The 23057-nt window shown below is 70.9% G+C and carries 22 protein-coding genes, 1 tRNA gene and 1 riboswitch; of the genes, 8 read left to right on the top strand and 15 right to left on the bottom strand.

The annotated features are described in order from the left end of the window. Nucleotides 1–30: 30 nt before the first annotated feature. A complete protein-coding gene (locus tag ACTWQR_RS32220) occupies nucleotides 31–2124 on the bottom strand; it encodes an asparagine synthase-related protein (RefSeq protein WP_443230735.1) in 2094 nt (697 codons plus the stop codon). A 771-nt stretch (nucleotides 2125–2895) separates the two neighbouring features. On the opposite strand from ACTWQR_RS32220, the gene ACTWQR_RS32215 reads away from it, so the two are divergent. The 4 genes from ACTWQR_RS32215 (at nucleotide 2896) to ACTWQR_RS32200 (ending at nucleotide 8374) form a co-directional block, all read left to right on the top strand. Continuing rightward, nucleotides 2896–4320 carry an MFS transporter gene (locus tag ACTWQR_RS32215; protein ID WP_443230734.1) on the top strand — a complete coding sequence of 475 codons (1425 nt, stop codon included), beginning with the start codon at nucleotides 2896–2898 and terminating at the stop codon, nucleotides 4318–4320. 186 nt (nucleotides 4321–4506) lie between these two features. Next, nucleotides 4507–5748 carry an L-2-hydroxyglutarate oxidase gene (gene lhgO / locus ACTWQR_RS32210; protein ID WP_443230733.1) on the top strand — a complete coding sequence of 414 codons (1242 nt, stop codon included), beginning with the start codon at nucleotides 4507–4509 and terminating at the stop codon, nucleotides 5746–5748. 327 nt (nucleotides 5749–6075) lie between these two features. Then, a complete protein-coding gene (gene trmB, locus ACTWQR_RS32205; RefSeq protein WP_443230732.1) occupies nucleotides 6076–6927 on the top strand; it encodes a tRNA (guanosine(46)-N7)-methyltransferase TrmB in 852 nt (283 codons plus the stop codon). 133 nt (nucleotides 6928–7060) lie between these two features. Further along, nucleotides 7061–8374 carry a PrsW family intramembrane metalloprotease gene (locus ACTWQR_RS32200; protein WP_443230731.1) on the top strand — a complete coding sequence of 438 codons (1314 nt, stop codon included), beginning with the start codon at nucleotides 7061–7063 and terminating at the stop codon, nucleotides 8372–8374. 244 nt (nucleotides 8375–8618) lie between these two features. On the opposite strand, the gene ACTWQR_RS32195 is transcribed toward ACTWQR_RS32200, so the two are convergent. The 4 genes from ACTWQR_RS32195 to ACTWQR_RS32180 all read right to left on the bottom strand — a co-directional run bounded on the left by ACTWQR_RS32195 (nucleotide 8619) and on the right by ACTWQR_RS32180 (nucleotide 12970). Next, nucleotides 8619–9686 (bottom strand): M23 family metallopeptidase, encoded by a 1068-nt coding sequence (locus ACTWQR_RS32195; RefSeq protein ID WP_443230730.1) that lies wholly within the window; start codon nucleotides 9684–9686, stop codon nucleotides 8619–8621. Between the two features lie 11 nt (nucleotides 9687–9697). After that, nucleotides 9698–9853, bottom strand: a riboswitch (cyclic di-AMP (ydaO/yuaA leader). A 284-nt stretch (nucleotides 9854–10137) separates the two neighbouring features. Further along, entirely contained in the window at nucleotides 10138–11472 is a 1335-nt protein-coding gene (locus ACTWQR_RS32190; RefSeq protein ID WP_443230729.1) for a PP2C family protein-serine/threonine phosphatase, read from the bottom strand. Between the two features lie 181 nt (nucleotides 11473–11653). Further along, nucleotides 11654–11727 (bottom strand) — tRNA-Met (locus ACTWQR_RS32185). Nucleotides 11728–11827: 100 nt separating this feature from the next. After that, nucleotides 11828–12970 (bottom strand): dihydrofolate reductase family protein, encoded by a 1143-nt coding sequence (locus ACTWQR_RS32180; RefSeq protein ID WP_443230728.1) that lies wholly within the window; start codon nucleotides 12968–12970, stop codon nucleotides 11828–11830. An 85-nt stretch (nucleotides 12971–13055) separates the two neighbouring features. Between ACTWQR_RS32180 and ACTWQR_RS32175 the strand changes: the two genes are divergently transcribed. Further along, nucleotides 13056–13571, top strand: coding sequence for a MarR family winged helix-turn-helix transcriptional regulator (locus tag ACTWQR_RS32175; protein ID WP_443230727.1), 516 nt, complete (start codon nucleotides 13056–13058; stop codon nucleotides 13569–13571). Between the two features lie 126 nt (nucleotides 13572–13697). Continuing rightward, the gene (locus tag ACTWQR_RS32170) at nucleotides 13698–14330 is read left to right on the top strand and encodes a GTP cyclohydrolase II (protein WP_443230726.1); all 633 of its coding nucleotides are present in this window, start codon (nucleotides 13698–13700) and stop codon (nucleotides 14328–14330) included. Between the two features lie 951 nt (nucleotides 14331–15281). Here ACTWQR_RS32170 and ACTWQR_RS32165 read toward each other — a convergent pair. Beyond that, a complete protein-coding gene (locus ACTWQR_RS32165) occupies nucleotides 15282–15491 on the bottom strand; it encodes a hypothetical protein (RefSeq protein ID WP_443230725.1) in 210 nt (69 codons plus the stop codon). Beyond that, complete coding sequence (locus tag ACTWQR_RS32160) at nucleotides 15488–15880, bottom strand: DUF6415 family natural product biosynthesis protein (RefSeq protein ID WP_443230724.1); 393 nt, start codon at nucleotides 15878–15880, stop codon at nucleotides 15488–15490. Before ACTWQR_RS32160 ends, ACTWQR_RS32165 begins: the two co-directional genes overlap by 4 nt. 214 nt (nucleotides 15881–16094) lie before the next feature. On the opposite strand from ACTWQR_RS32160, the gene ACTWQR_RS32155 reads away from it, so the two are divergent. Next, a complete protein-coding gene (locus tag ACTWQR_RS32155) occupies nucleotides 16095–16808 on the top strand; it encodes an XRE family transcriptional regulator (protein ID WP_443230741.1) in 714 nt (237 codons plus the stop codon). 3 nt (nucleotides 16809–16811) lie between these two features. Continuing rightward, nucleotides 16812–17282, top strand: coding sequence for an NUDIX domain-containing protein (locus tag ACTWQR_RS32150; RefSeq protein ID WP_443230723.1), 471 nt, complete (start codon nucleotides 16812–16814; stop codon nucleotides 17280–17282). Nucleotides 17283–17426: 144 nt separating this feature from the next. On the opposite strand, the gene ACTWQR_RS32145 is transcribed toward ACTWQR_RS32150, so the two are convergent. From ACTWQR_RS32145 to ACTWQR_RS32110, 8 genes are read right to left on the bottom strand one after another with little or no spacing between them, the layout of a single operon-like run. Beyond that, a complete protein-coding gene (locus ACTWQR_RS32145; RefSeq protein WP_443230722.1) occupies nucleotides 17427–18077 on the bottom strand; it encodes a collagen-like protein in 651 nt (216 codons plus the stop codon). Continuing rightward, nucleotides 18074–18340, bottom strand: coding sequence for a hypothetical protein (locus ACTWQR_RS32140; protein ID WP_443230721.1), 267 nt, complete (start codon nucleotides 18338–18340; stop codon nucleotides 18074–18076). Before ACTWQR_RS32140 ends, ACTWQR_RS32145 begins: the two co-directional genes overlap by 4 nt. Nucleotides 18341–18352: 12 nt before the next feature. Next, nucleotides 18353–18547, bottom strand: coding sequence for a hypothetical protein (locus ACTWQR_RS32135; RefSeq protein ID WP_443230720.1), 195 nt, complete (start codon nucleotides 18545–18547; stop codon nucleotides 18353–18355). A 2-nt stretch (nucleotides 18548–18549) separates the two neighbouring features. Next, nucleotides 18550–19350, bottom strand: a complete 801-nt coding sequence (locus ACTWQR_RS32130; protein WP_443230719.1) for a peptidoglycan recognition protein family protein — start codon at nucleotides 19348–19350, stop codon at nucleotides 18550–18552. Nucleotides 19351–19410: 60 nt separating this feature from the next. Next, nucleotides 19411–19608 carry a hypothetical protein gene (locus tag ACTWQR_RS32125; protein WP_443230718.1) on the bottom strand — a complete coding sequence of 66 codons (198 nt, stop codon included), beginning with the start codon at nucleotides 19606–19608 and terminating at the stop codon, nucleotides 19411–19413. A gap of 26 nt (nucleotides 19609–19634) precedes the next feature. Further along, nucleotides 19635–20153, bottom strand: coding sequence for a hypothetical protein (locus tag ACTWQR_RS32120; RefSeq protein ID WP_443230717.1), 519 nt, complete (start codon nucleotides 20151–20153; stop codon nucleotides 19635–19637). Further along, a complete protein-coding gene (locus ACTWQR_RS32115; protein WP_443230716.1) occupies nucleotides 20150–20611 on the bottom strand; it encodes a hypothetical protein in 462 nt (153 codons plus the stop codon). The genes ACTWQR_RS32120 and ACTWQR_RS32115 overlap by 4 nt, the downstream gene beginning before the upstream one ends. A gap of 9 nt (nucleotides 20612–20620) precedes the next feature. Next, complete coding sequence (locus ACTWQR_RS32110; protein ID WP_443230715.1) at nucleotides 20621–23047, bottom strand: hypothetical protein; 2427 nt, start codon at nucleotides 23045–23047, stop codon at nucleotides 20621–20623. Nucleotides 23048–23057: the final 10 nt, after the last annotated feature.

Below are 23057 nucleotides of genomic sequence, written 5' to 3'. Positions count from 1 at the left end.
GGTAGGGGCGGCGGGGGCGAAAAAACCCGCTCACCCCCTTCGCGCCCCCGCCCCCAACGCCCCCCTCTGCGGCCGAATCCCCGCCGGAACCGCCCGCTGCCGCGCCGGCGTACCCGTCCAGCACGTCCCTCGGCGGTCCAGCAACCGCCGGAGCCACAGCTCCAGGGACACGAGATCGGCAAGCCCCTCAAGAGGCAGGGGTTCACCGTCGGCCGCCGCCCGGAGGGCCTTGCGGACGACGCGGGCCTCGACCAGGCCCGCCTGAGCGAGAAGAGGCGTGTCGAAGAGGGCGATCAGGTCGTCCACGGCGACCCGGAGTCCGGTACGGGCGGCGGCCGCCGAGGAGGCGTGGGAGGGGGCGCCCCAGCCGGGCGGGAGGTCGGCCACTCCAGCGCCCTCCAGGACGGTGCGGAGTATGGCCGCGCGCGCGCCGGGCTTGACGCGCAGCGCCTCGGGAAGGGTGCGACAGGCGCGTACGACCTGGTTGTCGAGGAAGGGGGCGTGCAGGCGCTGGAAGCGGACCTCGGCGGCCTGTTCCAGGACGCGCAGATCGGCGGCGTGCCGGGCGAGGGCAGAACGCGCGCGGAAGTCGCCGGGACGCTGGCCGGGTCCGACGCTCGCCCGAGTCGTCGCTCCCGTCAGGCGAACCGATACTTCAGCGAGGGCCTCGCCGGTCAGCCAGCGTGCGGCGGGCCCGGGTCTGGCCCAGGTGAGCGCGGCGAGCGACGCCCCCACGGCACCTCCCGGCTCCTCGAAGCGTTTGTGCAGCAGGCGCTCCGCCAGGCCCTCGATGCCGACGCGATAGGGCGTACGGGAGAGCTTGCGCGCCGCGCCGTACACGCGCGCGGAGACCATGACAGAGCCATCGGCCTTCGCCAGTGCGGCGACAGGGCGCACCAGATGACGTCGTTTGCGGTCCATCAAGAGGTCGGCGAGGCGGGCCGGGTGTGCGTCCAGGACCTGGCGTGCGCCGTAGCCCGTGAAGTGGTCCGCGCTGCCCGAGGCGAGGCGTGCGCGGTGGCGGGCCGCGGTCACCAGGGACGGGCCCGGCTCGTCCGTCAGCGGACCCTCCAACTCGGCGTAGGGGAGGACCTCTTCGCCGCCGGCCACCACTACGTGGTGCAGTCGGGGGTTCGCGGCCAGGGTCCCGGCCCGTTCCAGTTCCGCCTCCCGGCCCTTCACCGCGAGATCGTTGAACGTGACCGCGAGGAGGCGTTCACCGGCGCCGGTTCCGTGTCCGAGGACGGTGCCCGGCGCTCCGGGCAGGCCGGCCGCGAGGAGGGCGAGTGTTCCCGAGGCGGGTCCTCCGGAGAGGTCCGCTCCGATGCCGGGTACGGGCATGCCGCGCGCCGCGCGCCGCTCGGCGGGGCCCATTCCGGGGACGGGACCAGGGTCTATGTCCGCCCCGGGCACGTGTCTGGGGGCGGCGAGTCGGGCGCGTACCGCCTCCACGAGGGCGTCGCGTACGGCGTCCACCGCGCTGTCGGGGTCGGCGGACGGGGCCGCGACGGCGAGGGAGGCCACCGGCTCGTACCCGGCGATCTCGCGTGCGCCGGTGCGCAGGATCAGCGCGTGCCCGGGCGGGATGCGCCGTACGCCCTCGTAGGGGGTCGAGTCGTGGAGTGCGGCCGGGACGTCGGGAGCCGCGAGCAGGGCCGCCAGGTGGCCGAAGTCGAGGTTCGCCTCGATGAGGTCGGCGAGCGGGAGAGCGGCGGTCGAGTAGGCCGTGCCGCCCGCCCAGGGGGTGTAGAACACCGGCCGTGCGCCCGCCAGATCGCCGCAGACCATCAGGCGGCGGCCCACCTGGACGACGGCCGTGTAGCTGCCGGACCAGGCCGTCAGATGCCGAAGTGCCCCTCCGCGCGCGGCGAACAGGCCCACGCGCAGTTGCTCGTCGGAGGCGCCGCAGGTGCCGAGCACCGCGATGCGGTTCTGCTCGTCGGCCTTCACGACGCGCACCTCGTCGGGGCGCCAGTCACCGACCGCCCAGAGCGGATCCGGGTCGCCCCACAGGAGTTGGGACCCCACCGGGTGCACCGTCTCGCCGTCGCTGCCGGTCGCTCCCGCCGAACCGATCACAGGCGCGCCGGTGGCGGTACTGCTCCACCCCACCAACCACCGCATCGCCGCCTCCACAGGCTGTGGACAACCAGTGCACCGTACGAACTGGCACCATGCTGCCACGAAGAGAGCGCACCGGAGGGCACGTGCGGTCGCTTGTGCTCCCCGGAGTGCGCCCCTGGGAGATGCCCGCGAAGAAGCGAACGCACGCGTGAGGAAGGGCGTTCGCAAAGAATTTACACAGTGGCTACGACGTGAATGCGCCCCCGGTACGCTCCCAAAAACACCGAACGCGCCCTCAAGTGCCGTGGTAGAAGCGGTTTTTGGCTCCGGAGGGCAGGGGCGATTATCAGCCAAATCGATGCGGGGCGGCCAGACTTGCACACGCTCCGTACAGGCTGTGCGCAACGCACGGTCCGGGAGGCGGAGTCCGCCTCCCGGACCGGTCCGCCGCCCGCGGGGATGTAGGCGGCGGTGTCCCCCAGCCCACTGGATCCAGTACAGCGGGCCGACCCACGCACGATCCATGGAAGCGCTCCCCCGATGGCCGGAGAAGAGCGCACGGACGGGCGCACGGCCACACAGCGGGAGCACAGGACAACGCTCCGTGCTTGCCCACGGACCACAATCCCGCCATCCGGAACAATGCCCCTTAACGCTTGGGATGCGGCGAACTACCCTGTGTTTGCCTGTGTTTTCGCGGGAGGCATATTCCTGAGGGCTCGGCCACGTGCTTTTGCGGGTGGGGTTCCAGGGGTTGGCGCCCGGGAAGACGCAGTACGAATGCCGCGTGGTTACACCCGCGCGGCAGCCGTCTGTGTCGAGGGGTGGCGCATGTCCAGGGAGCAACGCGGGCCGAACGAAAAACTCGGCACCGTTCTCGCCCTCGCGGGAATCAGCAACGCAGGACTCGCCCGACGCGTCAACGACCTTGGCGCTCAACGCGGGTTGACTCTTCGCTACGACAAGACGTCGGTGGCCAGATGGGTGTCGAAAGGCATGGTGCCGCAGGGTGCCGCGCCGCATCTCATCGCCGCGGCCATCGGCCAGAAGCTCGGCCGCCCCGTGCCGCTCCACGAGATCGGCCTGGCGGACGCGGATCCCGCACCGGAAGTGGGCCTCGCCTTCCCTCGTGACGTAGGACAGGCCGTGCGGTCGGCCACGGACCTGTACCGGCTCGACCTCGCCGGGCGCCGGGCCGGCTCCGGCGGCATCTGGCAGTCACTCGCCGGATCGTTCGCAGTGAGCGCATACGCGACTCCCGCGTCCCGGTGGCTGATAACCCCGGCCGACAGTTCGGTGGCACGCGACGCGAGCCCGCTGGAGGACTCCGGAGCACCGCAGAAAGTCGGCCACAGCGACGTACTGAAGCTGCGGGAGGCCGCCGAGGACGCCAGGCGCTGGGACTCCAAGTACGGAGGCGGCGACTGGCGTTCCTCCATGGTGCCCGAGTGCTTAAGGGTGGAGGCGGCGCCGCTGCTGCTCGGCTCGTACTCGGACGAGGTGGGCCGCGCGCTCTTCGGGGCCTCCGCGGAGCTCACCCGCCTCGCGGGCTGGATGGCGTTCGACACGGGCCAGCAGGAGGCCGCCCAGCGCTACTACATCCAGGCGCTGCGGCTCGCGCGCGCGGCGGCGGACGTGCCCCTGGGGGGCTACGTACTCGCCTCGATGTCGCTCCAGGCGACCTACCGCGGATTCGGCGACGAGGGCGTCGACCTCGCGCAGGCCGCCCTGGAACGCAACCGGGGCCTGGCCACCGCCCGCACGATGAGCTTCTTCCGCCTCGTCGAAGCACGGGCACACGCGCGCGCGGGTGACGCCCAGGCGGCCGGCGGGGCACTGAAGGCGGCCGAGGGCTGGCTGGAGCGGGCCCGTGAGGGCGATCACGATCCGTCCTGGCTCGGCTTCTACTCGTACGACCGTTTCGCGGCCGACGCCGCGGAGTGCTACCGCGACCTGAAGGCACCTCGCCAGGTCCGCCGCTTCACGGAGCAGGCTCTGTCGAAGCCGACTGAGGAGTTCGTACGCTCGCACGGCCTGCGGCTCGTGGTGTCCGCTGTCGCCGAGCTGGAGTCCGGCAACCTCGACGCGGCATGCGAGCAGGGCGTACGGGCGGTGGAGGTCGCCGGGCGTATCTCCTCGGCCCGCACCACCGAGTACGTGAAGGATCTTCTGCACCGGCTGGAGCCGTACGGCGACGAACCGCGTGTGGTGGAGCTGCGGGAGCGGGCTAGGCCGTTGCTGATGGCACCGGCCTAGGACAAGGCGCCTGAGCGTCTGCGTGGCTGATGTGATCTTGGGGGTGCAGGTCGTCTGTGGCTGGTCGCGCCCACGCGGCGGAGCCGCGGATGTCACAGTCCCGCGCCCCTGAAGGGGCGCTCTCCGCGTGACCGGCGCCATGAGCTTCCAGCGTCTTTCGGGTTTGAGGGCATTGTCAGTGGCGCAGTGCACTATCGGAGGCGGGAGGTGGAGCAGGTGGTGCGGGAGATCGGTTACGACTGTGACGTGCTGGTGATCGGCGGCGGGATCGTCGGGCTGTCGACGGCGTATGCGATCACGCGTGCCGCGCCGGGCACGCGGGTCACCGTGCTGGAGAAGGAGCCCGGCCCCGCCCGGCACCAGACGGGGCGCAACAGCGGGGTCATCCACAGCGGGATCTACTACCGCCCGGGCTCCCTGAAGGCGCGGTACGCGGCGCGGGGCGGCGCCGAGATGGTCAAGTTCTGCGCCGAGTACGGCATCGCGCACGCCGTCACCGGCAAGCTGATCGTCGCCACGGAGAAGTCCGAGCTGCCCCGCCTGCACGCGCTGGTGCAGCGGGGGCGGGAGAACGGGATCGCGGTACGGGAGCTGGGCGCGGCCCAGATCGGGGAGTACGAGCCCGAGGTGCGGGGGCTTGCCGCGATCCACGTCGCCACGACGGGCGTGTGCGACTTCGTGGGCGTCGCGCGACAGCTCGCCGAGGCCTCGGGGGCGGAGATCCGGTACGGGACGGAGGTCACGTACATCGACCGGCGCCCCGACCTCGGGGTCGCCGTCCGCACGGGGGACGGCACGGTCGTACGCGCGCGCGTGCTGGTCAACTGCGCCGGGCTCCACTGCGACGAGATCGCCCGGCTCGCCGGGGACGAGCCCGGGATGCGGATCGTGCCCTTCCGCGGGGAGTACTACTCACTGGGGCGACCCTCGCTGGTGAACGGGCTGGTGTATCCCGTGCCGGACCCGGCGTTCCCGTTCCTCGGCGTGCATCTGACCCGGGGCATCGACGGAGACGTCCACATCGGGCCGAACGCGGTTCCGGCGCTGGCCCGCGAGGGTTACGACTGGCGGACGGTACGGCCCCGCGAGCTGGGCGCGACGCTCACCTGGCCCGGTTCCTGGCGGATAGCCCGGCGGCACTGGCGCTACGGCGGCGGGGAGCTGCGCCGCTCGGTGTCCAAGGCGGCCTTCGCGCAGGCGGTACGCCGGCTCCTGCCCGCCGTGAACCCGGACGACCTGGTGCCCGCTGCCGCGGGAGTCCGCGCCCAGGCGGTCCTGCGGGACGGGACGCTGGTCGACGACTTCCTGATACGCGAGGGCGCCCGGACGGTGCACGTCCTGAACGCCCCGTCCCCGGCCGCCACGGCGTCGCTGCCGATCGGACGAGAGGTTGGGCGAAGGGTGCTCGCGACGTTGGCACGGGCCTGACACGGGCCTGAAGCGACGCCGGCGCGGGTCTGAACCGACTCCGCATGGGCTCTGCACGGGTCTGAACCGACTCCGCACGGACCTGAACGCCGACTCCGTACGGCCCTGAACCCTGAACCCCGAAGCCGCACCGGCCTGAACTCCCAGGCGGCACAGCCCTGAACTCCCAGGCCGCCACGAACATCCCCGCCCCACCCCGTCCCCGTAAACCCGACGCCCCCAGGCCGCCCGACCCCGCGGACCCGACCACTCCCGCCCCGGACCGAACCCGCAAACCCGATCACCCCCGTACCGCTCCCTCCCGGGCCCCGTAAAATCGACCCCACTGTGTCTGAGTCCTCCATCACCCCCGATGTCCCCCGCCACCCCGCCGGGCTGCCCCTCGACAGCCCGCCCCGCGACGTGCCCCGAACGCCTCGCTCCAAGGGTGAGCCCCGTTTCCCCGACGGCCCTCAGCCGGATCCCGCCGGGTCGCACTTCGAGCGCCGTATCCGCAGCTTCCAGCCGCGTCGGAGCCGGGTGACGCAGGGGCAGGCGGACGCGTTGCAGCGGCTGTGGCCCAAGTGGGGGCTGGACATCGACGGGCAGCGGGTCCTCGATCTGAAGGAGCTGTTCGGGGCCGATCTGCCGGTGGTGCTGGAGATCGGCTTCGGGATGGGCGAGGCGACCGCGCGGATGGCCGCCGAGGATCCGGGCACCGGGATCCTCGCCGTCGACGTGCACACCCCCGGCCAGGGCAACCTGCTGAACCTCGCGGACCGAGGCGGTCTGACCAACATCCGCGTGGGCAACGGCGACGCGATCATCCTGCTCCGCGAGATGCTGAGCCCGGACTCACTCGACGGGCTGCGGGTCTACTTCCCGGACCCCTGGCCGAAAAAGCGCCACCACAAGCGCCGTCTGATCCAGCCGGAGTTCCTCACCCTCGCCGCGTCCCGCCTCAGGCCGGGCGCGCTGGTCCACTGCGCGACGGACTGGGAGCCGTACGCCGAGGTAATGCTGGAGGTCCTCACTGCCCACCCGGCCTTCGAGAACACCCGGCCCGACGGCGGTTTCGCGCCCCGCCCGGACTCCCGCCCCCTGACCCGTTTCGAGGCGCAGGGCGTGGACAAGGGACATGTGGTGAACGACTTGCTCTTCCGCCGCGTACCGCTTTCCGCGGACAGCGCGGACAGCTGAGAGCAGGCTCGCAGCGCTCGATGCGAGGTCCGGCGCGTAACGTGCGGGTCGTCGCGGGCTGGTCGCTCAGTTCACCGCGCCCCTCCCGGGGCACCCTCGCGGGCCACGTCCCTCCCTCGTTAGGGTCCTTGTCATGGCCACCAATCCTCCGTATCCGTCACACTCCGGCTTCCCCGCCGGAGTCGCCCGGCGGCGTGCACACTGGTGGCAGCGCAAGTGGGTGCGCTACGGCGCGCTGACCACCCTGCTCGCCCTCTCAGGCCTCGTCATCCTGGCCCTCGTCCGCGAACAGACGGGCACCGAGGGTTTCCTGGTGGGCCTGGGCCTGGCGGTCCTGCCCGTCCCGCTCCTGGTGACCGCGTTCCGCTGGCTCGACCGGGTGGAGCCGGGCCCCTGGCGGAACCTGCTGTTCTCCTTCGCCTGGGGCGCCTGCGCGGCCGCGCTGATTGCGATCGTCGCCAACAGCTTCGCGACCAGATGGATAGCGACGGCCACCGCCGACCCGTCCAGCGCCGACACCATCGGCGCGACGGTCATAGCGCCGATCGTCGAGGAGTCGGCGAAGGCCGCGGCGGTCCTACTGGTCTTCCTCTTCCGCAGACGTGACTTCACGGGGATCGTCGACGGCGTGGTGATAGCCGGGGTCACCGCGACCGGCTTCGCGTTCACCGAGAACATCCTCTACCTCGGCACCGCCTTCGGTACCGACCAGCTCAGCGGCGACACCGGCATCGCCTCCGTCACCGCCGCGACCTTCTTCGTGCGCGTGATCATGTCGCCCTTCGCGCACCCGCTGTTCACCGTGCTCACCGGCATCGGCTTCGGCGTCGCGGCGCTCTCCGCGGACCGCCACCACGTGCGGCGCATCCTGCTCCCGCTCGCCGGGCTGCTGCTCGCGATGGGCATGCACGCGATGTGGAACGGATCGTCGGCCTTCGGCGAGTACGGCTTCTTCGCGGTCTACGCGGTCTTCATGGTCCCGTGCTTCGGGCTGCTCACCTGGCTGGTCATCTGGACGCGCCAGCGCGAGCTCGGCACGGTGCGCACCGAACTCCCCGCGTATGCCATGGCCGGCTGGCTCGCCGCGCCCGAGCCGTTCGTCCTCGGCTCGATGAAGGCGCGGCGGATGGCCCGCGAGTACGCGACCCAATACGGCGGGCGCGCGGCGGGCCGGGCCGTCGCGGAGTACGAGTCGTACGCGACGTCGCTGGCCTTCCTGCGCCACCGGGGGCGCAGCGGCAAGGCCGGCAGCGACTTCGTCGCACGCGAGCAGGAACTGCTCCACGAGCTGTGGGCCCGCCGCGAGGCGGCCCGCCCTGCCCTGGCGTACGCGGCCCGGGCCACGGCTCCGGCGCCCGTGGCGCCGCCGTGGCCGGTGTACGGGTACCCGTACGGGCAGACGGCGGCGTACCCCGCGTACCCCGCGTACAACCCCTACCGCTCCTAGACCTGGAGCGCTCGGAGGTTCCCAAGGGAGTCGGGCCGGACGTGGCTCGGCGCGTCAGGCCAAGGCTCTGCGCGACCTCGTCCAGCGCGGCCAGGACGCGCCGCCCCCGCTTCGACTCCAGGTGCGACCAGGGCGTCGGCCCGATTGCACGTCAACAGCCGTACGTGCGGAGGGGTCCGTACATACGGATCCCTCCGCACGTACGGACCCCTCAATGGCGGGACCTACAAGCCACCGCCGTTGCCTACGGGTTGAGCCCCTTGCTCCGCAGCCACGCCATCGGGTCGATCCCGTCGCCGCCGCTCGTGTGGACCTCCAGGTGAAGGTGCGCCCCGGTGACGTTGCCGGTCGCGCCCACGCGCCCGATGACGTCGCCCGTGTTGACCTTCTGCCCGACGCTGACGCTGATGGACGACTGGTGGGCGTACCAGAGCTCCGTGCCGTCGTCGAGGGCGACCTTCGTGAGGTAGCCGTACGAACCGTTCCAGCCGGCCTCGGTGACGGTGCCGCTGTGGATCGCCTTCAGCGGCGTACCCGTGGGAGCGGCGAAGTCCAGACCCGTGTGGGTGCCTGAGGACCACAGCGAGCCGGACTGACCGAAGGTCGAGGTGATCGTGTACGAGGAGGTCGGCAGCGTGAACTGCTTGGCGAGCTCGGCGAGACGCGCGGCCTCCGCCTTCGCCGCGGCCTCCTCCGCCGCCTTCTTCTTGGCTGCGGCGGCCTTGGCCTCGGCCTCCTCGGCGGCCTTGGCGGCCTGATCGGCGGCCTTCTTCGCGGCGGCGGCCTCGGCGGCCTCCTGGGCCTCGCGGTCCACCTGGTCCTGCTGCTGCTCCGCCTGGAGCAGGATGCGGGAGCGCAGGGCCTCGCCCGCGTCCCCGCTGCCCTGCTCGGTGTCGGCGGTGGTCAGGCCGGCGCTGCTGAGCGGTGTGCTGGAGCCTTCGGGGGCGTCGGTCTCGTCGTCCGAGATCAGCGAGCCCACGGACGGCAGGTCGGGTATCGAGATCGACACCGGCGGCTTGCCGGTCTGCGCGGTGGCCATGCCACCCGCGCCGACGGCGGCTATGACACCGACGCCCAGAACGGTCGAGCTGCGTGCGAGTCCTCCGCCGCGCTGCTTGGAAACACGGTGCCTGCCGCGTACGGGACGGAGGGAATCCGCGGTGGGGTTCCACTCCTCCCAGGTGTCCTCGTCCTTGCGAACGCCGTAAGCGAAGACGTCGAGCCTCTTGTCACCCGAGATCTCGGACGGTGTATCACCCGGCAACTCACTTGGTGCGAACGAGGGTTGGGGAGCAGGGCGGTTGGACGCCACGTGGGCGCACTCCTTTCCTTCCTTCTCGCCTACCGGGTTAGCTGACGGGTTCGGAGCAGGAAGGTCTCCTACGCGCGTCAACCGCGGTATCCTCACCGCGAAAAACGCCCGATTCACCCCAATTAGTGGTTCCCCGGTTCCCTTGCGGGATTCGGCGCGTGCGCACGGAGCCGACTCTTGTGACGGCTGGGACGACCGCGCTGCGTTATCGAACGTTAATAGACCCGGGCACTGGATTCCAAGCTGTTCCGAGTGATCGTTAACGCTCTTGGCCTGGACTTACAGGTCACGAGCGGGGTAAATCGGGCGAGTTGATCGACATTCAGCTCTGCGCACTTTGTTGATGGAGTGTCACTTGTTATGCACAGGGGCGTCACACGACTACCACCGGTGATAAAAGGGCCAACGGATACGACCGCGTCCTCAGACCTCCGCCCTCAGACCTCCGCCTTCACGGCCGCCGTACGGCGAGCAGCGCCATGTCGTCCGTCGCCCCGCCCCCGGTGTGACGGAGGACGTCGTCCACCACCGCGGCGAGCAACGCGTCCGGCCCGGCGAAGAGCCGCCCCGACAGCCGCGTCGCCGGATCGTAGAAGACACCCCGCTCGTCCCGCGCCTCGGACAGCCCGTCAGTGTAGAAGAGCAGCATGGCCCCGCTCGGGAACCCTTCCTCCAGGGCGCGGTCGGGCCAGGTGCCCAACTCGCCCATCCCGAGCGGCAGTGCGGGCTCCGCCGCCGCGAGCATGCGCGGTCTTCCCCCTCCGTCCAGCAGGAGGGGGCCGGGGTGGCCGCGGTGGAGGAGGCGTACGACTCCGTCGCCGTGCGGGATCTCGGCGAGCACCGCGGTGGTGAAGCCCTCGAAGGCGTCGAGGCCCTCCCGCCGGGTGCCCTCACGCGCGAGCGCCCGCTCCAGCCGCTGCGCGACCGCCTCCAGGGTGGCCTCGTGCTCGGCGGCCTCCCGGAAGGCCCCGATGACGACGGCCACGGCGGCGACCGCGCCCATGCCCTTGCCCCGTACGTCGCCCACGATGAGCCGTACGCCGTGCGGGGTGTCCTGCACCGCGTACAGGTCGCCCCCGATGAACGCGTCCGCCTGCGCCGCCTCGTACCGCGCCGCGATCTCCAACCCGCCGATCCGCGCGGCCGGTTCGGGCAGGACGGCCCGCTGGGCCGCCTCGGCGATCTCGCGTGCGGAGGCCAGTTGCTCGCTGCCCCGCCGTACGAGGATGTTGATGAGGACGGCCAGGACGGCGACCGTCGCCACGGTGACCACCTCGGTGATCGCGTCGACGTGCCAGACGATGCCGAGTACGACGTGGACCGCGAGGACCGAGACGAGGGCCAGGGCGCCGATGAGCACCGTGCCGCGCAGCGAGAAGAGCGGGGCGGCGACGAGCGGGGCAGCCGTGAAAAGGGGAGCCGCGGTGAACTCCGACGGCGTGAGGTAGTCGTAGACGATCCCGGCCACGATGAGCAGTGCGGGCAGCACGCGGACGAAGGCCCGCGCGTATGAGATCTTGCGGCCTTCGTGCACCCCGCTGCCTCCGGGCAGCCCGTGGCCTCCGGGCAGCCCGTGGCCTCCAGACGTCCCGTGGCCTCCGTGCAGCCCGTGGCCTCCGGACATCCCGCCGCCTCCGGGCATCCTCCGGCGTTCGGGCTCGACGGGCACCGGGCTGTCGCCCACTCCCGGATCGGGCACGGGGTCCTCGGGCCTGCGTCCGCCGGCCCGGGAGTACGGCTCCTGATCCTCCCCCTGCTCCCGCTCCTCCGCCTCTCCAGGCCCCACCACGCGTCTCCTGCCCTTCACCGCCCTGCGTTCAGGCTTCCCGGAGCGGGGGTGGAGGGCGAGTGGGCGGGGACCGGGCGGGTGAGGGCAAGGGGCTGAGCGAGGCGCCCGTGTGGCACGCGGAACCGGGAAAAACACTTAGGGCCGGGACCCCAATGGGATCCCGGCCCTAAGCCTTCAGTAGCGGGGACAGGATTTGAACCTGCGACCTCTGGGTTATGAGCCCAGCGAGCTACCGAGCTGCTCCACCCCGCGCCGTTGAAACCAACTATACGCCATCTGCGGGACCCGAAGCACACAGGTTTCCGTCGCCGGGCCTTCACCGGTGTTTTACCTGGGTTCTGCGGGGCGGCGCTCAGCCGAGATGACGGTTGGGCGCCTTCGCCGAGGCCTCGTACTCGGGGAGCACAAGGACATCGACGCCCTCCGCGGCGAGCAGCCCGCTCCCGTCCGCCGAGGTCACGAACGTGTCCGGCTCGCGCCAGGCGGTGACGACCCGGCGTACGCCCGCGTCGAGGATCAGCCGGGCGCATGGGGCGGGCCTGGAGGCGCGGCGGGCGCACGGTTCCAGGCTGCTGTAGACCGTGGCGGTGGCGAGGCGCGGGTCGGCGGGGTCGAGCTTGGCGAGCGCGGCTTCCTCGGCGTGCGACACCGGGTCGGACTCTCGGGAGTGGCCGCGGGCCAGCTCCGTACCGTCGGCCGCGACGATCACCGCCCCGACACTGAACGCCGTCCGCGAGGGCGGGCAGTCGGCCGCGAGTTCACAGGCAAGGCCCAGCCACCGGTGGTCGGCGGCGGAGGGAGCGCTTCCGGTACCGGGCGCGGTGGGGACGTACCGCATGAGTACGACATCTCCGACAGGCCGTGTCTCCAGCAGCCGCATCCGGTTCCGGGGTCCGCCCGGATATCCCCCCGGCCCGAACAGCCGTGGTGCGTCCGGCTCCCCCACGACGAGCGGCGCGACGGCGAGCTGCAGTTCGTCCGCGAGCCCCTGCTGGAGGAGCTGGGTGTGGACGCGACCGCCGCCCTCGACCATGAGGCGCCGTACGCCGCGTACTTCGTGGAGGTGCTCGAGCAGGGCCCGCCAGTCGAGCTCGGGGCCCACAGGGACGACGTCGACGCCGCCCAACCCGTGCAGGGCTTCAGCGGCCTTCCGGGCGCCCTTGTCGGTCGTATAGACGATCTTCTCGCCGCCCGTGGACCAGAAGTTGGCGGCCGGGTCCAGATCGCCGCTGCCGCTGACGGTGACCTTCAGCGGGTACGCGGGCCGGCCGGCGGCGACCCGGGCCGCGCGCCGCTCGGCGGAGTTGACCAGGAGCCGGGGGTTGTCGGCGCGCAGCGTGCCCGCGCCGACCAGGATCGCGTCGGACTCGGCCCGCACCTCGTCGACCCGGTCGAAGTCGGCCGGCCCGGAGAGCAGCAGCCGTTCGGGGCCGGTGTCGTCCAGGCAGCCGTCGAGGGAGACGGCGGCGGACAACAGGACGTAGGGGTGGGGCATGGGCGCACTCTTTCTGGGAGCGGGGCCGGGGCAGGCTCGGAGGGGCGGTTTGGTTCAAGTTTTAAACAATACCTACACTGGACGCATGACGACCCGCTGGCTCACCCCCGAGGAGCAGCGCGCCTGGCGCGCCTACATCGCCGCCTCACTCCTCCTGGAGGACGCGATCGACCGGCAGCTCCAGCAGGAGGCCGGCATGCCGCACCTGTACTACACCATCCTGGCCAACCTCTCCGACGCTCCGGACCGCCGCCTGCGCATGACCGACCTCGCCGAGCGGACCAAGATCACCCGCAGTCGGCTGACGTACGCGGTGACCCGTCTGGAGAAGGACGGTTCGGTGCGCCGCGAGGGGTGCCGCTCGGACAAGCGGGGCAGTACCGCGGTCCTGACGGAGGAGGGGATGGCCGTGCTGGAACGCACGGCACCCGGCCACGTCGAGACGGTCCGCGCCTCCCTCTTCGACCGGCTCACTCCCGAGCAGGTGACGCAGCTGGAGGAGATCTGTACGGGGATCACGCGAGGACTTGAGGGGGACGACCCGCAGACCACACCCGACGACGTCCCGTGGCGCCGCCGCTCCTCCTCGCCCTGCGCATGAGCCGCACCACAGCACCCACGAGCCGCACCCCCACCCATTGCTTCAAATTTCAAGCATGAGGTAGGGTCTGGGTCCATGCAGATGCTTCAAATCTGAAGCACACCTGAACCCGGACCGGAGTACCGCATGCCCGACTACCCCGCCGCCACCCAGCGCGCACGCGTCCGGGTCCCGCTGCGCTTCCACGACGGTTACAGCGTCGACGCCGAGCTGGTCACCTTCCACGGCCTGACCGACGGCGAGGAACACGTGGCCGTCGTCCTCGGCACCCCGTCCGCGACCGCCCCGCCTCTGGTCCGCCTCCACTCCGAGTGCCTGACCGGCGACGTCTTCGGCTCCTCGCGGTGCGACTGCGGGCCCCAGCTCCGCGAGGCCGTCGAGCAGATCGCCACGCGCGGCGGCGTACTCCTCTACCTCCGCCAGGAGGGCCGGGGCATAGGCCTCTACAACAAGCTCGACGCGTACGCCCTCCAGGACCAGGGCCTCGACACCTACGCCGCCAACACGGCCCTGGGCCTCCCGGAGGACGCCCGCGACTACACGGCGGCGGCCCAGATGCTCGCGGCACTCGGCATCACGGAACTCGACCTGCTGTCGAACAACCCGGACAAGGCGGAGCAACTCCGAACCCTGGGCATCCACGTCCAGCGCCGCGTACCGACCGGCGTCTTCACGACCGCCCACAACGTCCGCTACCTACGGGCGAAGGTCCTGCAGACCCAGCACACGCTGCCGCTGGCGGAACTTACCGCTGGCTGATGCCGCCGCCCCCGGGAGACAGCGAGGGCCCAGATCGGATCCACTCCGGCCTGGGCCTTCGGTGGGTGCTCAGGGGTGGACAACGCCTCCCCGGCATCCTCGCCCTCCTCGGCGTCCGGCACGGGCAGGCGCATGCCGCGGGACTCCGCGACCCGCAGCACGTCGCTCAGGCACTCGGCGGCTCATCGTCACCGTGCGCGGAAAAGGGTCGTTCGTCGTCGAACAGCCCCCGCCGATGGGCCCGAGCGCATCCCCGGCCGGGCCAACGATCACTGAGCCCCAGAAACACGACCGAGCCCCCACCTCAGAGCGATCTGAGGTGGGGGCTCTTCCGTAGACCCTGTGGGACTCGAACCCACAACCAATGGATTAAAAGTCCTGGGGTTTCACTCCGGGTGACTCTGACTCACTCTGGCCAGTCTGAGAATCCCTGGTGAGAGGGGCCTAACTCTCCGGCCTACTCCGGTAATTCCGGCCCGCTTTGGGACCTCCGCTCACGCACCGCTCACGCAATCGTGGGGTTCCGCGTGCGCCCTGAGCAGGGCCTATCCATTGTCTCGCGGACCGCATGCGCACCGCAATGGCCGAACATGGCGCGGCCCCGGTCGGCGAGGGAATCAGCCGGCCGGGGCCGCGTCCCACGTCGCCCGTCATCGGGACGGGCGCGGCGACCGCGTGAAGGGAGCCTTACGTGGGCTTGGTCCCGCCCGCCCCCAGAGCTCACGGGGTACGGGGCGGGCGGGAGTCAGTCGTCGTCGGACCGCCACGGCCGGTACGCGCAGCCGGGGCAGGCGTACACCTCGATGTCGAGGCTGTGGGCGCCAATCGATCCCCGCGATATGCCCGCACTCACAGCGCCGTGCATCAGTTTCGTGCCGCAGTAGCAGCAGGCCCGTCCCGAGTACTGCTCATAGTTCAGCTCCGTGGCGGGCCGCGGTGCGGGGAGCTTCCTCATAGCGGCTGGTCGGCGAGCGGCACGAGGTCGTAGGCCTGACGGCACGAGGTGCAGGCGAAGTGTCCGCGGCTGCCGTGTCCGGAGCCTTCGTCCGCGAGCTGCACCAGGCGGACGCCGCGGCTGTATCCGCTGTGCCAGGCGCAGTAGCCGTATCCGACGGGCGTGACAGAGGTGTCCTCGGTCTGCTGCTTGGCGGGGCCGCTCACGGCGTGACTCCGACGAGCCGCTCATGGTGATCGCACAGGGCGTTCAGGACGCGGGCCAGACGTCGCGCGTAGCCAGCCATCCCGGCGGGGGCGGGGCGCGCCTCGGTGCGCAGCTTCCCGCGGGCCTCGCCGACGCAGGCCAGCGCGCAGTACTGCGCCACGTTCTTCGGCCGCGGTCCGGCCGCGCGCTCGATCTCGGGAATGAGCGACTCAAGCTGCCCCCGCATCAGGCGGGTGAGCGTGTCCAGTTCGGCGGCGGCTGGCGGGAGGGCGTCGGGACTGGCGTCAGGGTCCAGCAGTCTGCCTGCGGTCTCGCGCATCGTCTCGATATCGACGGGCGGCACGACCGCCTCTGCCGCGCCGGTTGAGCGGGTGGTAGAAGTTGTCATCGTCGGCGCTCCTCAGCAGCGTTGGCCACGCCCCGGGGCCGGTCGCACGGCCGCCGGGGTCCTTTCACGTATCTCGCGATCGTGGTGCGGATGCATGGGACGAAGTAACCTCCACCGTTTGCCACTTCAGGACGTCCCGGAGGGGGTAGAACGTCCCTGGAAGCGTCCCGACGTCCTGGAGACTGACGTGCCGAACGAGCGGCTGAGAGCGGTCATGGCGGCCGGAGGCTGGACACACGAGTCCCTCGCCGCGAAGGTGCAGGTCGACCCCAAGTCCGTAGAGCGGTGGGTCAACTTGGACCGCGTGCCGCGACGACGGACAGCTCTACGCACTGCGGAGACTTTGGGCGAGGATGTCCACGCGCTCTGGCCCGCACTGCGTCAGCCGCGCAACGCCCGCGGTGTCAGCCCTGAACTCGTCGCCCTCTACACGCAGCGGGCCGATCTGCCGGTGGCCGCGTATGCCGACCTCTTCAGGCAGGCCCGCCAGCGCATCGACGTCCTCGTCTACGCCGCGGTGTTCCTCCACGAGGCGTACCCGCGGATGAACGAGCTGCTGGCCGAACGGGCGGCGGACGGCTGCACGATCCGGATCGCGCTCGGCGACGCCGACAGCACCAACGTGCAGCAGCGCGGCCGAGAGGAGCGCTTCGGCCACGGCATCGAGTCCCGCTGCCGCCTCGCCCTCATGCACTACCGGCCGTTGGTCGGCATGCCGGGCATCGAACTGCGCACCCACAGCACGACCCTGTACAACTCGCTGTACCGGGCAGACGACCAGATGCTCGTCAACGGGCACGTGTGGGGCGTCAACGCCTACGGCGCTCCGGTGTGGCAGCTCCGGCGCAGCGAGGACGGCGGCATGTTCGACACCTACGCGACCAGCTTCGACGCCGTATGGAACACCGGCCAGCAGGTGAAGGAGTAGCCGATGGCACGCACCGAATACTTCGACGACCCCGAGGCTCCCAAGCCCAACAGCCTGGTCGTGGCGGCCTCCGCTGTGGTGACCGACGAGCACGGCCGCATCCTGCTGCAGCGCCGGCGCGACAACGACCTGTGGGCCCTGCCGGGCGGCGGCATGGACATGAGCGACTCGCTGCCTGGTACGGCCGTGCGCGAGGTGAAGGAAGAGACCGGCCTGGACGTGGAGGTCACGGGTCTCGTCGGCACGTACACGGACCCACGGCATGTGATCGCCTACTCGGACGGCGAGGTGCGCCGGCAGTTCAACGTCTGCTTCACCGCGCGCACGATCGGCGGCGAGCTGGCCATCTCCGATGAATCGACCGAGCTGCGGTTCGTGGACCCCGACGAGCTGGCCGCACTGTCCATGCACCACACGCAGCGTCTACGGCTACAGCATTTTCTGGAGAAGCGATCCACGCCGTACCTCGGCTGAGGGGTGGGCACTGGTGCCCACCCCTGGTTACCCGATCGGGTAACCTCGCCGGCCTGCGTTTTTCCGGGATCCCGGAATAACCCGGGCATGACAAAGCGCCCCCTGCACGGCCGTCATGACCGTGCAGGGGGCGCGTTGTTGGGGCTACGGGTACTCGCGGCGAGTGGGGTCGAGGCCTGCGGCGAGCGGGCCGTTGCCGTTGCCGGGCTCGTCCGGCTGGGGTGCGCCGTCCTCGCGGCAGACGAGTGCGTCGGGGTCGTAGCTGGGGGCTTGGAGGCTGTAGCCCGCCGGGCAGGTCGGTCCGTCGCGGCCGTCCGTGCCGTTCTCGCCCGCGGGCCCCTGCTCGCCTGCGGGTCCGGCGGGGCCGGGTTCGCCTTGTGGGCCTGCGGGCCCGGGTTCGCCGTCGGCCCCGGGTTCGCCGGCCTGGCCCTCGCCGTCGGTTCCGTCCTCGCCGTCACTGCCCGGAGATCCGGACGGCCCTGGGTCGCCGGGGTCGCCGGGTTCACCGCGGGGGCCGGGGATCGGCACGGGTACCTGCTCGCGGGCCGGGAGGTCTTCGACTGCCTTCGACGGGTCGGGTGCTTTCGGTATCTCGCCCTCGGCGAGGACCTGCGCCCGTAGTACCCGCACGTCGCCTGCGAGGGTGGAGACGGCGCTGCCCCGCTTGTCCGCCTCGTCGGCGAGGTCGCTGTACCAGGACCAGCCGATGACGGCCGCACCCGAGAGCGCCATCAGCCAGCACACGACGGCCATCGACCGCCAGTGCCGGGCGAGCGCGCGCTCTGTACGGGTCACGGCTCTCCTCCGAGTTGGATGACCTTGATCTCCAGGCGGGTGATCTCGATCAGGTCTTCCTTGCGCTGCTGCTGCAGGGCTGCGAGCTCGACGTATGCCGCCGCCCGTTCGGCCTTGGCCCGGTCGAGTTCCTCTTGGACCTGGTCTGTCACCGAGTTGAAGCGGGCGGTCGCGTTCTCGCCGCGCTTGCCGAGGTACGCCACCAGTCCGCCGACGACCGCGCCCACGCCCACGAGCAGGCTGCCGATGGTGGCGAGGTCCAAGGTGGTGGCTCCCTACTGAGGGCGGGGGGTGCTGTCCGCCTGCCGGTTAGGGACAGCCCAGGTGAAGCCGAGCGCGGCCAGGACAGCGATGCCTGCCGCCCATCCCTCGGCGGCGGTCACGGTGTCATCGGCCAGTGCTGTGGACAGGGCGCCGGACCCGGCCACGACCGCGGCGACGACGGCCTTCCAGTACGACGAGATCCTCATGGTCACTTGCCTCCGTATGCCTTGGTGTGGGCGAACGCCCAGCCCTTCGGGCCGATCGCTGTGTCGTGCTTGAGGCCCGGCGCCCGGTACGCCGTGTGCTTGTTGTGGAAGCGGGCCACGGCTTCCTGGGTTTGGGGCCCGTAGTTGTCGGCGTAGGGCACCGACGCGGCGAGGAACCCCAGCGCCTTCATGACCTTCTGTAGGCCGCGGGCCGACGGCTTCGCCGAGTTCGGGCGCAGACCCGTCGGGAACGCGGGCGGCTTGTACGCGGTCACCGGCTTGGTCGGCTCGGCGCCCGCTGGGCGGGGTGCTCCCGCCTTGGCCCAGACGTAGACGTACTCGCCGGGGCATGCGGTGGCGTGGCCGTCGCGGTGGCCGCCGAGCCACGTCCCGGCAGGGCCTTGGGTGCGGCAGTGGTCGATGGCGTCGCGTGCTCCGTGCAGCTGCGCGTCGGTGGGCTTCGTCAGCCCGGACGAGCCGACCATCAAGAGGACGGCGTAGTCCTGGTCGTTCAGCGTGGTGTTGCCGTTAGCTGAGTTGCGGCGGCGCAGGCCGCGGCCCTCGTACACGTAGCCGTGCGTGCAGACGACGAACGAATAGCCGATGTCCGACCAACCGTTGCCGTCCATGTGCTGGCTTTGGATCTGCCGCACGTAGTCGTCGCACTGGCCATGGTCGCGGTTCGAGTAGGCCGTGCCGAGGTAGTGCAGCTTCACGCCGCGCCGGGCGCGGCTGTACGGGGTGGCGCCGTTCGGGGTGCGGTAGGCGCGCGCTCCCCACTGGGCGCGCGAGACGAGCTTCACGAAGCCTCCAGACATGAGAAAGGCCCCGGCCATCGGCGCGGGGCTGCGGGCGGGCAACGGTTAGACAGGCGTCTCGCGGACCGAGAACAGGTTGGCGGCGACGATGTTGACGCCGGGCGCGTCGGTGAGGAAGTCCTTGAGGGCGTTGAGGATGTCCGTGTCGGAGATGGTTCCCGAGCTGGAGTTGATCTGAAGTTTGATGTCGATCGGGTTCTCGCCCGCGTCGCGGGCGAGGATGGCGATGTGGGGATAGTCCATCGGATCTCCAGAGTGGTGCGGCCGGGTCAGCTGGCGGCTTCGTAGCGGCCGGACGCGTACAGGATGTCGCCGGCCGCGAACGTGAACGGCAACGTGCTGTCCCAGATACCGGCGTTGTCGGCCCGGTCGGACACGAAAGTCTTGACGACGCCACCGCTGCCGTTGTTGTAGATCGCGCCGCCGCTGTAGTGCATGCCCGCACTGACGTCGAAGGCGTCGGCCTTGACGATGCGGTAAGTGAACCCGGTGGCGGGCACGGCGGGCAGGCCGAACATCCAGTTCTCGGATCCGCCCCCGCCACCGGCCACAGTCGTCGAGCCCCAGTTCAACTGGATGACCCAGTCGACGGTGCGGCCGATCTTGAGGTACTTGCCCACGATGGTGCCGTTGCCGAGCGTCGGGGCGGCGCCGCCCTCGGCCTGCCAGGTCGGGGTGTACGACGTCCATGCTCCGAAGAAGCTGTTGAACTGGTCGCGGATCTCCGCGTTGAGGAGGGCGGCGCTTACGACCTCGCCGACGACCCAGGTGCGCGGCGTCGTTGTCACGTGGTCGCCTCCCTCACGGGCTCGGTCACCGGCGGTTCGGCCGGGTCAGCGGGTGCCTCCGGGGGCGGCACGCCCCACGGGCTCGGGTCGTCAGGGTGCACCCAGTTCCGCAGGTGCGGCAGCAGCTCCGCGAGGCCGGCCTCAACCGCGGCGACGTCCTCGGGGAAGACCAGCAGCATCCAGCCGAACCCGCACTCCGTACACGCGAGCCGGGTATCGGCGGGGGTGACGACCTGCGCGGACCCGCACGGGCAGTCGCTCACCCACCGGTTGTGATTGATCCGGGCGTAGGCCTGGTGCCCGATGACGAACCCGTCCGGTGGGGTGATGCGGCGCTGCTGGCGCAACTCCACCCAGCGGAAGACGCGTTCGGCCGGCGGCACCAGCGCCCACGCGTCGGGCGGCTGATCCGGTGGCGGCAGGTAGAAGGTCTCGGCCCGCTCGACTGGAAACCGCATGCGCACCTCCTAGTAGGCGAGTCGGGTGGTGGAGCCGAGCACGGAGTACGTCGCATCGTCGAGCACCCACACCGTGTCGGTCTGTGCGCGGCTGGTGTGGAAATCGATGTGGTGCTGGTTCAGGCCGATGCGCTCGGAGTAGCCCTCGATGCACACGGTCGCGGTGGACGCGGGCGCCTCGGGCGGCAGGGCGGTCAGCTCCAGCACAGCGGACACGTCTATGGCGATCAGCGTCCGGTAGGTCGCCACGGGCAGAGTGAACGCCTCCAGTGGCACCTGCCGGATTTCCGGTGGCGGATCCGCGTAACGGGAGATCAGCCAGTTCGCAGCATCGGTGACCTTCAGGTCGGAGTCCTTGAGCAGGTCAAGATCGCGGGGCTTGGGGCCGTAGGTGTCGCGGGCCGACTGACTGACGATGCGCTGGGTGGCGCCGCCCGGGCGGGATGCCGTCACCGTATTGATCATCTTCTGGTCGTCGTTGGCGTACTTCACACCGTTGGTCTCCAGATCCCCATACGCCAGGCTCAGCGAAGGGACCGGGTTGTAACGCACGTCCCGGCTCTGGAAGTGCAGCGACGCGTTGCCGCGGGAGGCCAGCAGCTTTCCCGCCTCGGTGGACTCCACCTGCCGCATGTGCGTCAGCGCCGAGCTGCCGAGCGTCGCCTGGCTGGCCACCGGGTCGAAGGTTCCGCCGGCGGTGGTGATGTCCAGCCCCAGGTAGGAGGCGAGGCGGGCCACCCGCGCGGCCGCCGACTCGCCGACGTGCCCGGTCGTGCCGGTCGTGTAGTGCGGGCTGATCTCCCCGACGGTGATGGACCGGCAGTACACGGCGACGTGGGCGATGGTCCCCTGCCACAGCCGGTTGTTCTGGTAGCCGCCCACCGTGAGCGTCCTCAAGTCCGTGCCGTTGAACGAGCTCAAGCTGTAGGCCGCGCCGTCGACGACCAGCTCGTTGGCGAACTCGCTGTAGACCATGTGGTGCAGAGCGCCGTCGGCGAGGTTGATGGTGGGCCACACGTAGGTCTGCGTCCCTGCGCCGTACTGGTCTTTCTCCAGGGTCAGTCGCCCGGTGCCCGACTCCAGCAGGACGACCACCCGCGTGCCCAGGTCGGTTGAGGCCAGCGACATCAAGACCCGGCCGGAGGTGCTGGTCGAGAACCAGCACTCCATCCGCGCCCGGAAGAACAGGTTCGCGTCCTGGAACGTCTGGCCCAGATCGGCCGACAGGTACTTGCCCTGCGTCGCCGAGGCGGGGGTGAACACGGGGGCGCCCTGGCCGGTGTTGGGGCCGGTGCCCTCGCCGAACGCGAGGGTCCCGCCGGTGCCGGCCTGGACGATGGACAGCGTGCCGACGTTGGCGGTGCCCGACAGGTCGCCCGCGCTGGTCGACTCGGCGGGTTCGGCCAGCGGGTAGTAGACGGTGGGCCGGTCGAGGAGGACCTCCTGGACGAGCATCGGTTCCAGCGCTTCGTCGAGGGCCGCCCACTTGAACAGGTCCGTGCAGTTGATGACGGTCTTGGCCTGCAGGCCTGTCCATTCCAACGGCCAGTTGTTGACCATGCCGAAGTAGCGCGGGTGGACGGTGGCGCCGACGATCTCGTACTCGGCGAAGTCGTTGACGCCGCCCGCGCGGTGGGCCTCCATCGAGTAGGTCACAGCGTCCGCGCCCACCCAGGCCGGGGCGGCCGCCGTCCGGCGCACCGTCCAGTTGTAGCCGTCGGAGGAGGTCTCCCAGGCCAGCGACCCTGACCCCTCACGGATACGCCACCAGCCGTGCAGCGCCGGGTCGTAGGTGAGCACCGTCGCGCCGCCGTCGAAGTATCCGACGTCGGAGACAAGCCGCAGCTGGCCGGCGACCGCGTTGTACTCGATCCCCGCGCGGGTACCGGCGGTGGCGCTGTTGACGAACACACCGGCGGTGCATTCGGACGCTGCCCCGGCAACGGGCAGCGTCGCGATCTTCACCGCCACGTGGGTGCCCCACAGCCGCCAGGACCGGGCGGACTGGAACCCGGCGAACACGCCGTCGGTGCACGGCACCCGGGCCCGCCCGTTCCCCTCGGTGACGCCCCCGAAGTTCTGGCTCCACACGGCCTCGTTGATGCGGTTGTCCTCGAAGTCGTCGGCCAGCTGCTCCAACGCCCAGGGCGCTCCCCCGACCGGCGAGTCGAGGGTGGCGATGCTGATGCGGATCGGCACGTTCTTCTTGACGTGCGGGTGGAACGGCGACGCCGCCCGGTCCGAGGTGAGGGCGCCGTCGCTGTTGTCCAGGGTCAGCGTGGCGGTACCGGCCTGCGTCTCGGACAACTCGTCGGAGGCGCCGCGGTCGATGCTGATGCCCGAGACGAGGTCGACGCGCCGGGTGAGGTCCGTCCACGTGGGGTTGTCCGTGGTGATGGTCGAGCCGAACGCGATCTCGACGATGGGCCGGGTCATCTGCCTGCCT

It is taken from the genome of Streptomyces sp. 2A115 (genome assembly GCF_052245575.1).
GTDB lineage: Bacteria > Actinomycetota > Actinomycetes > Streptomycetales > Streptomycetaceae > Streptomyces.
The sequence above is the reverse complement of the archived record's forward strand: the minus strand, read 5'-3'. Positions and strand labels throughout refer to the sequence as shown.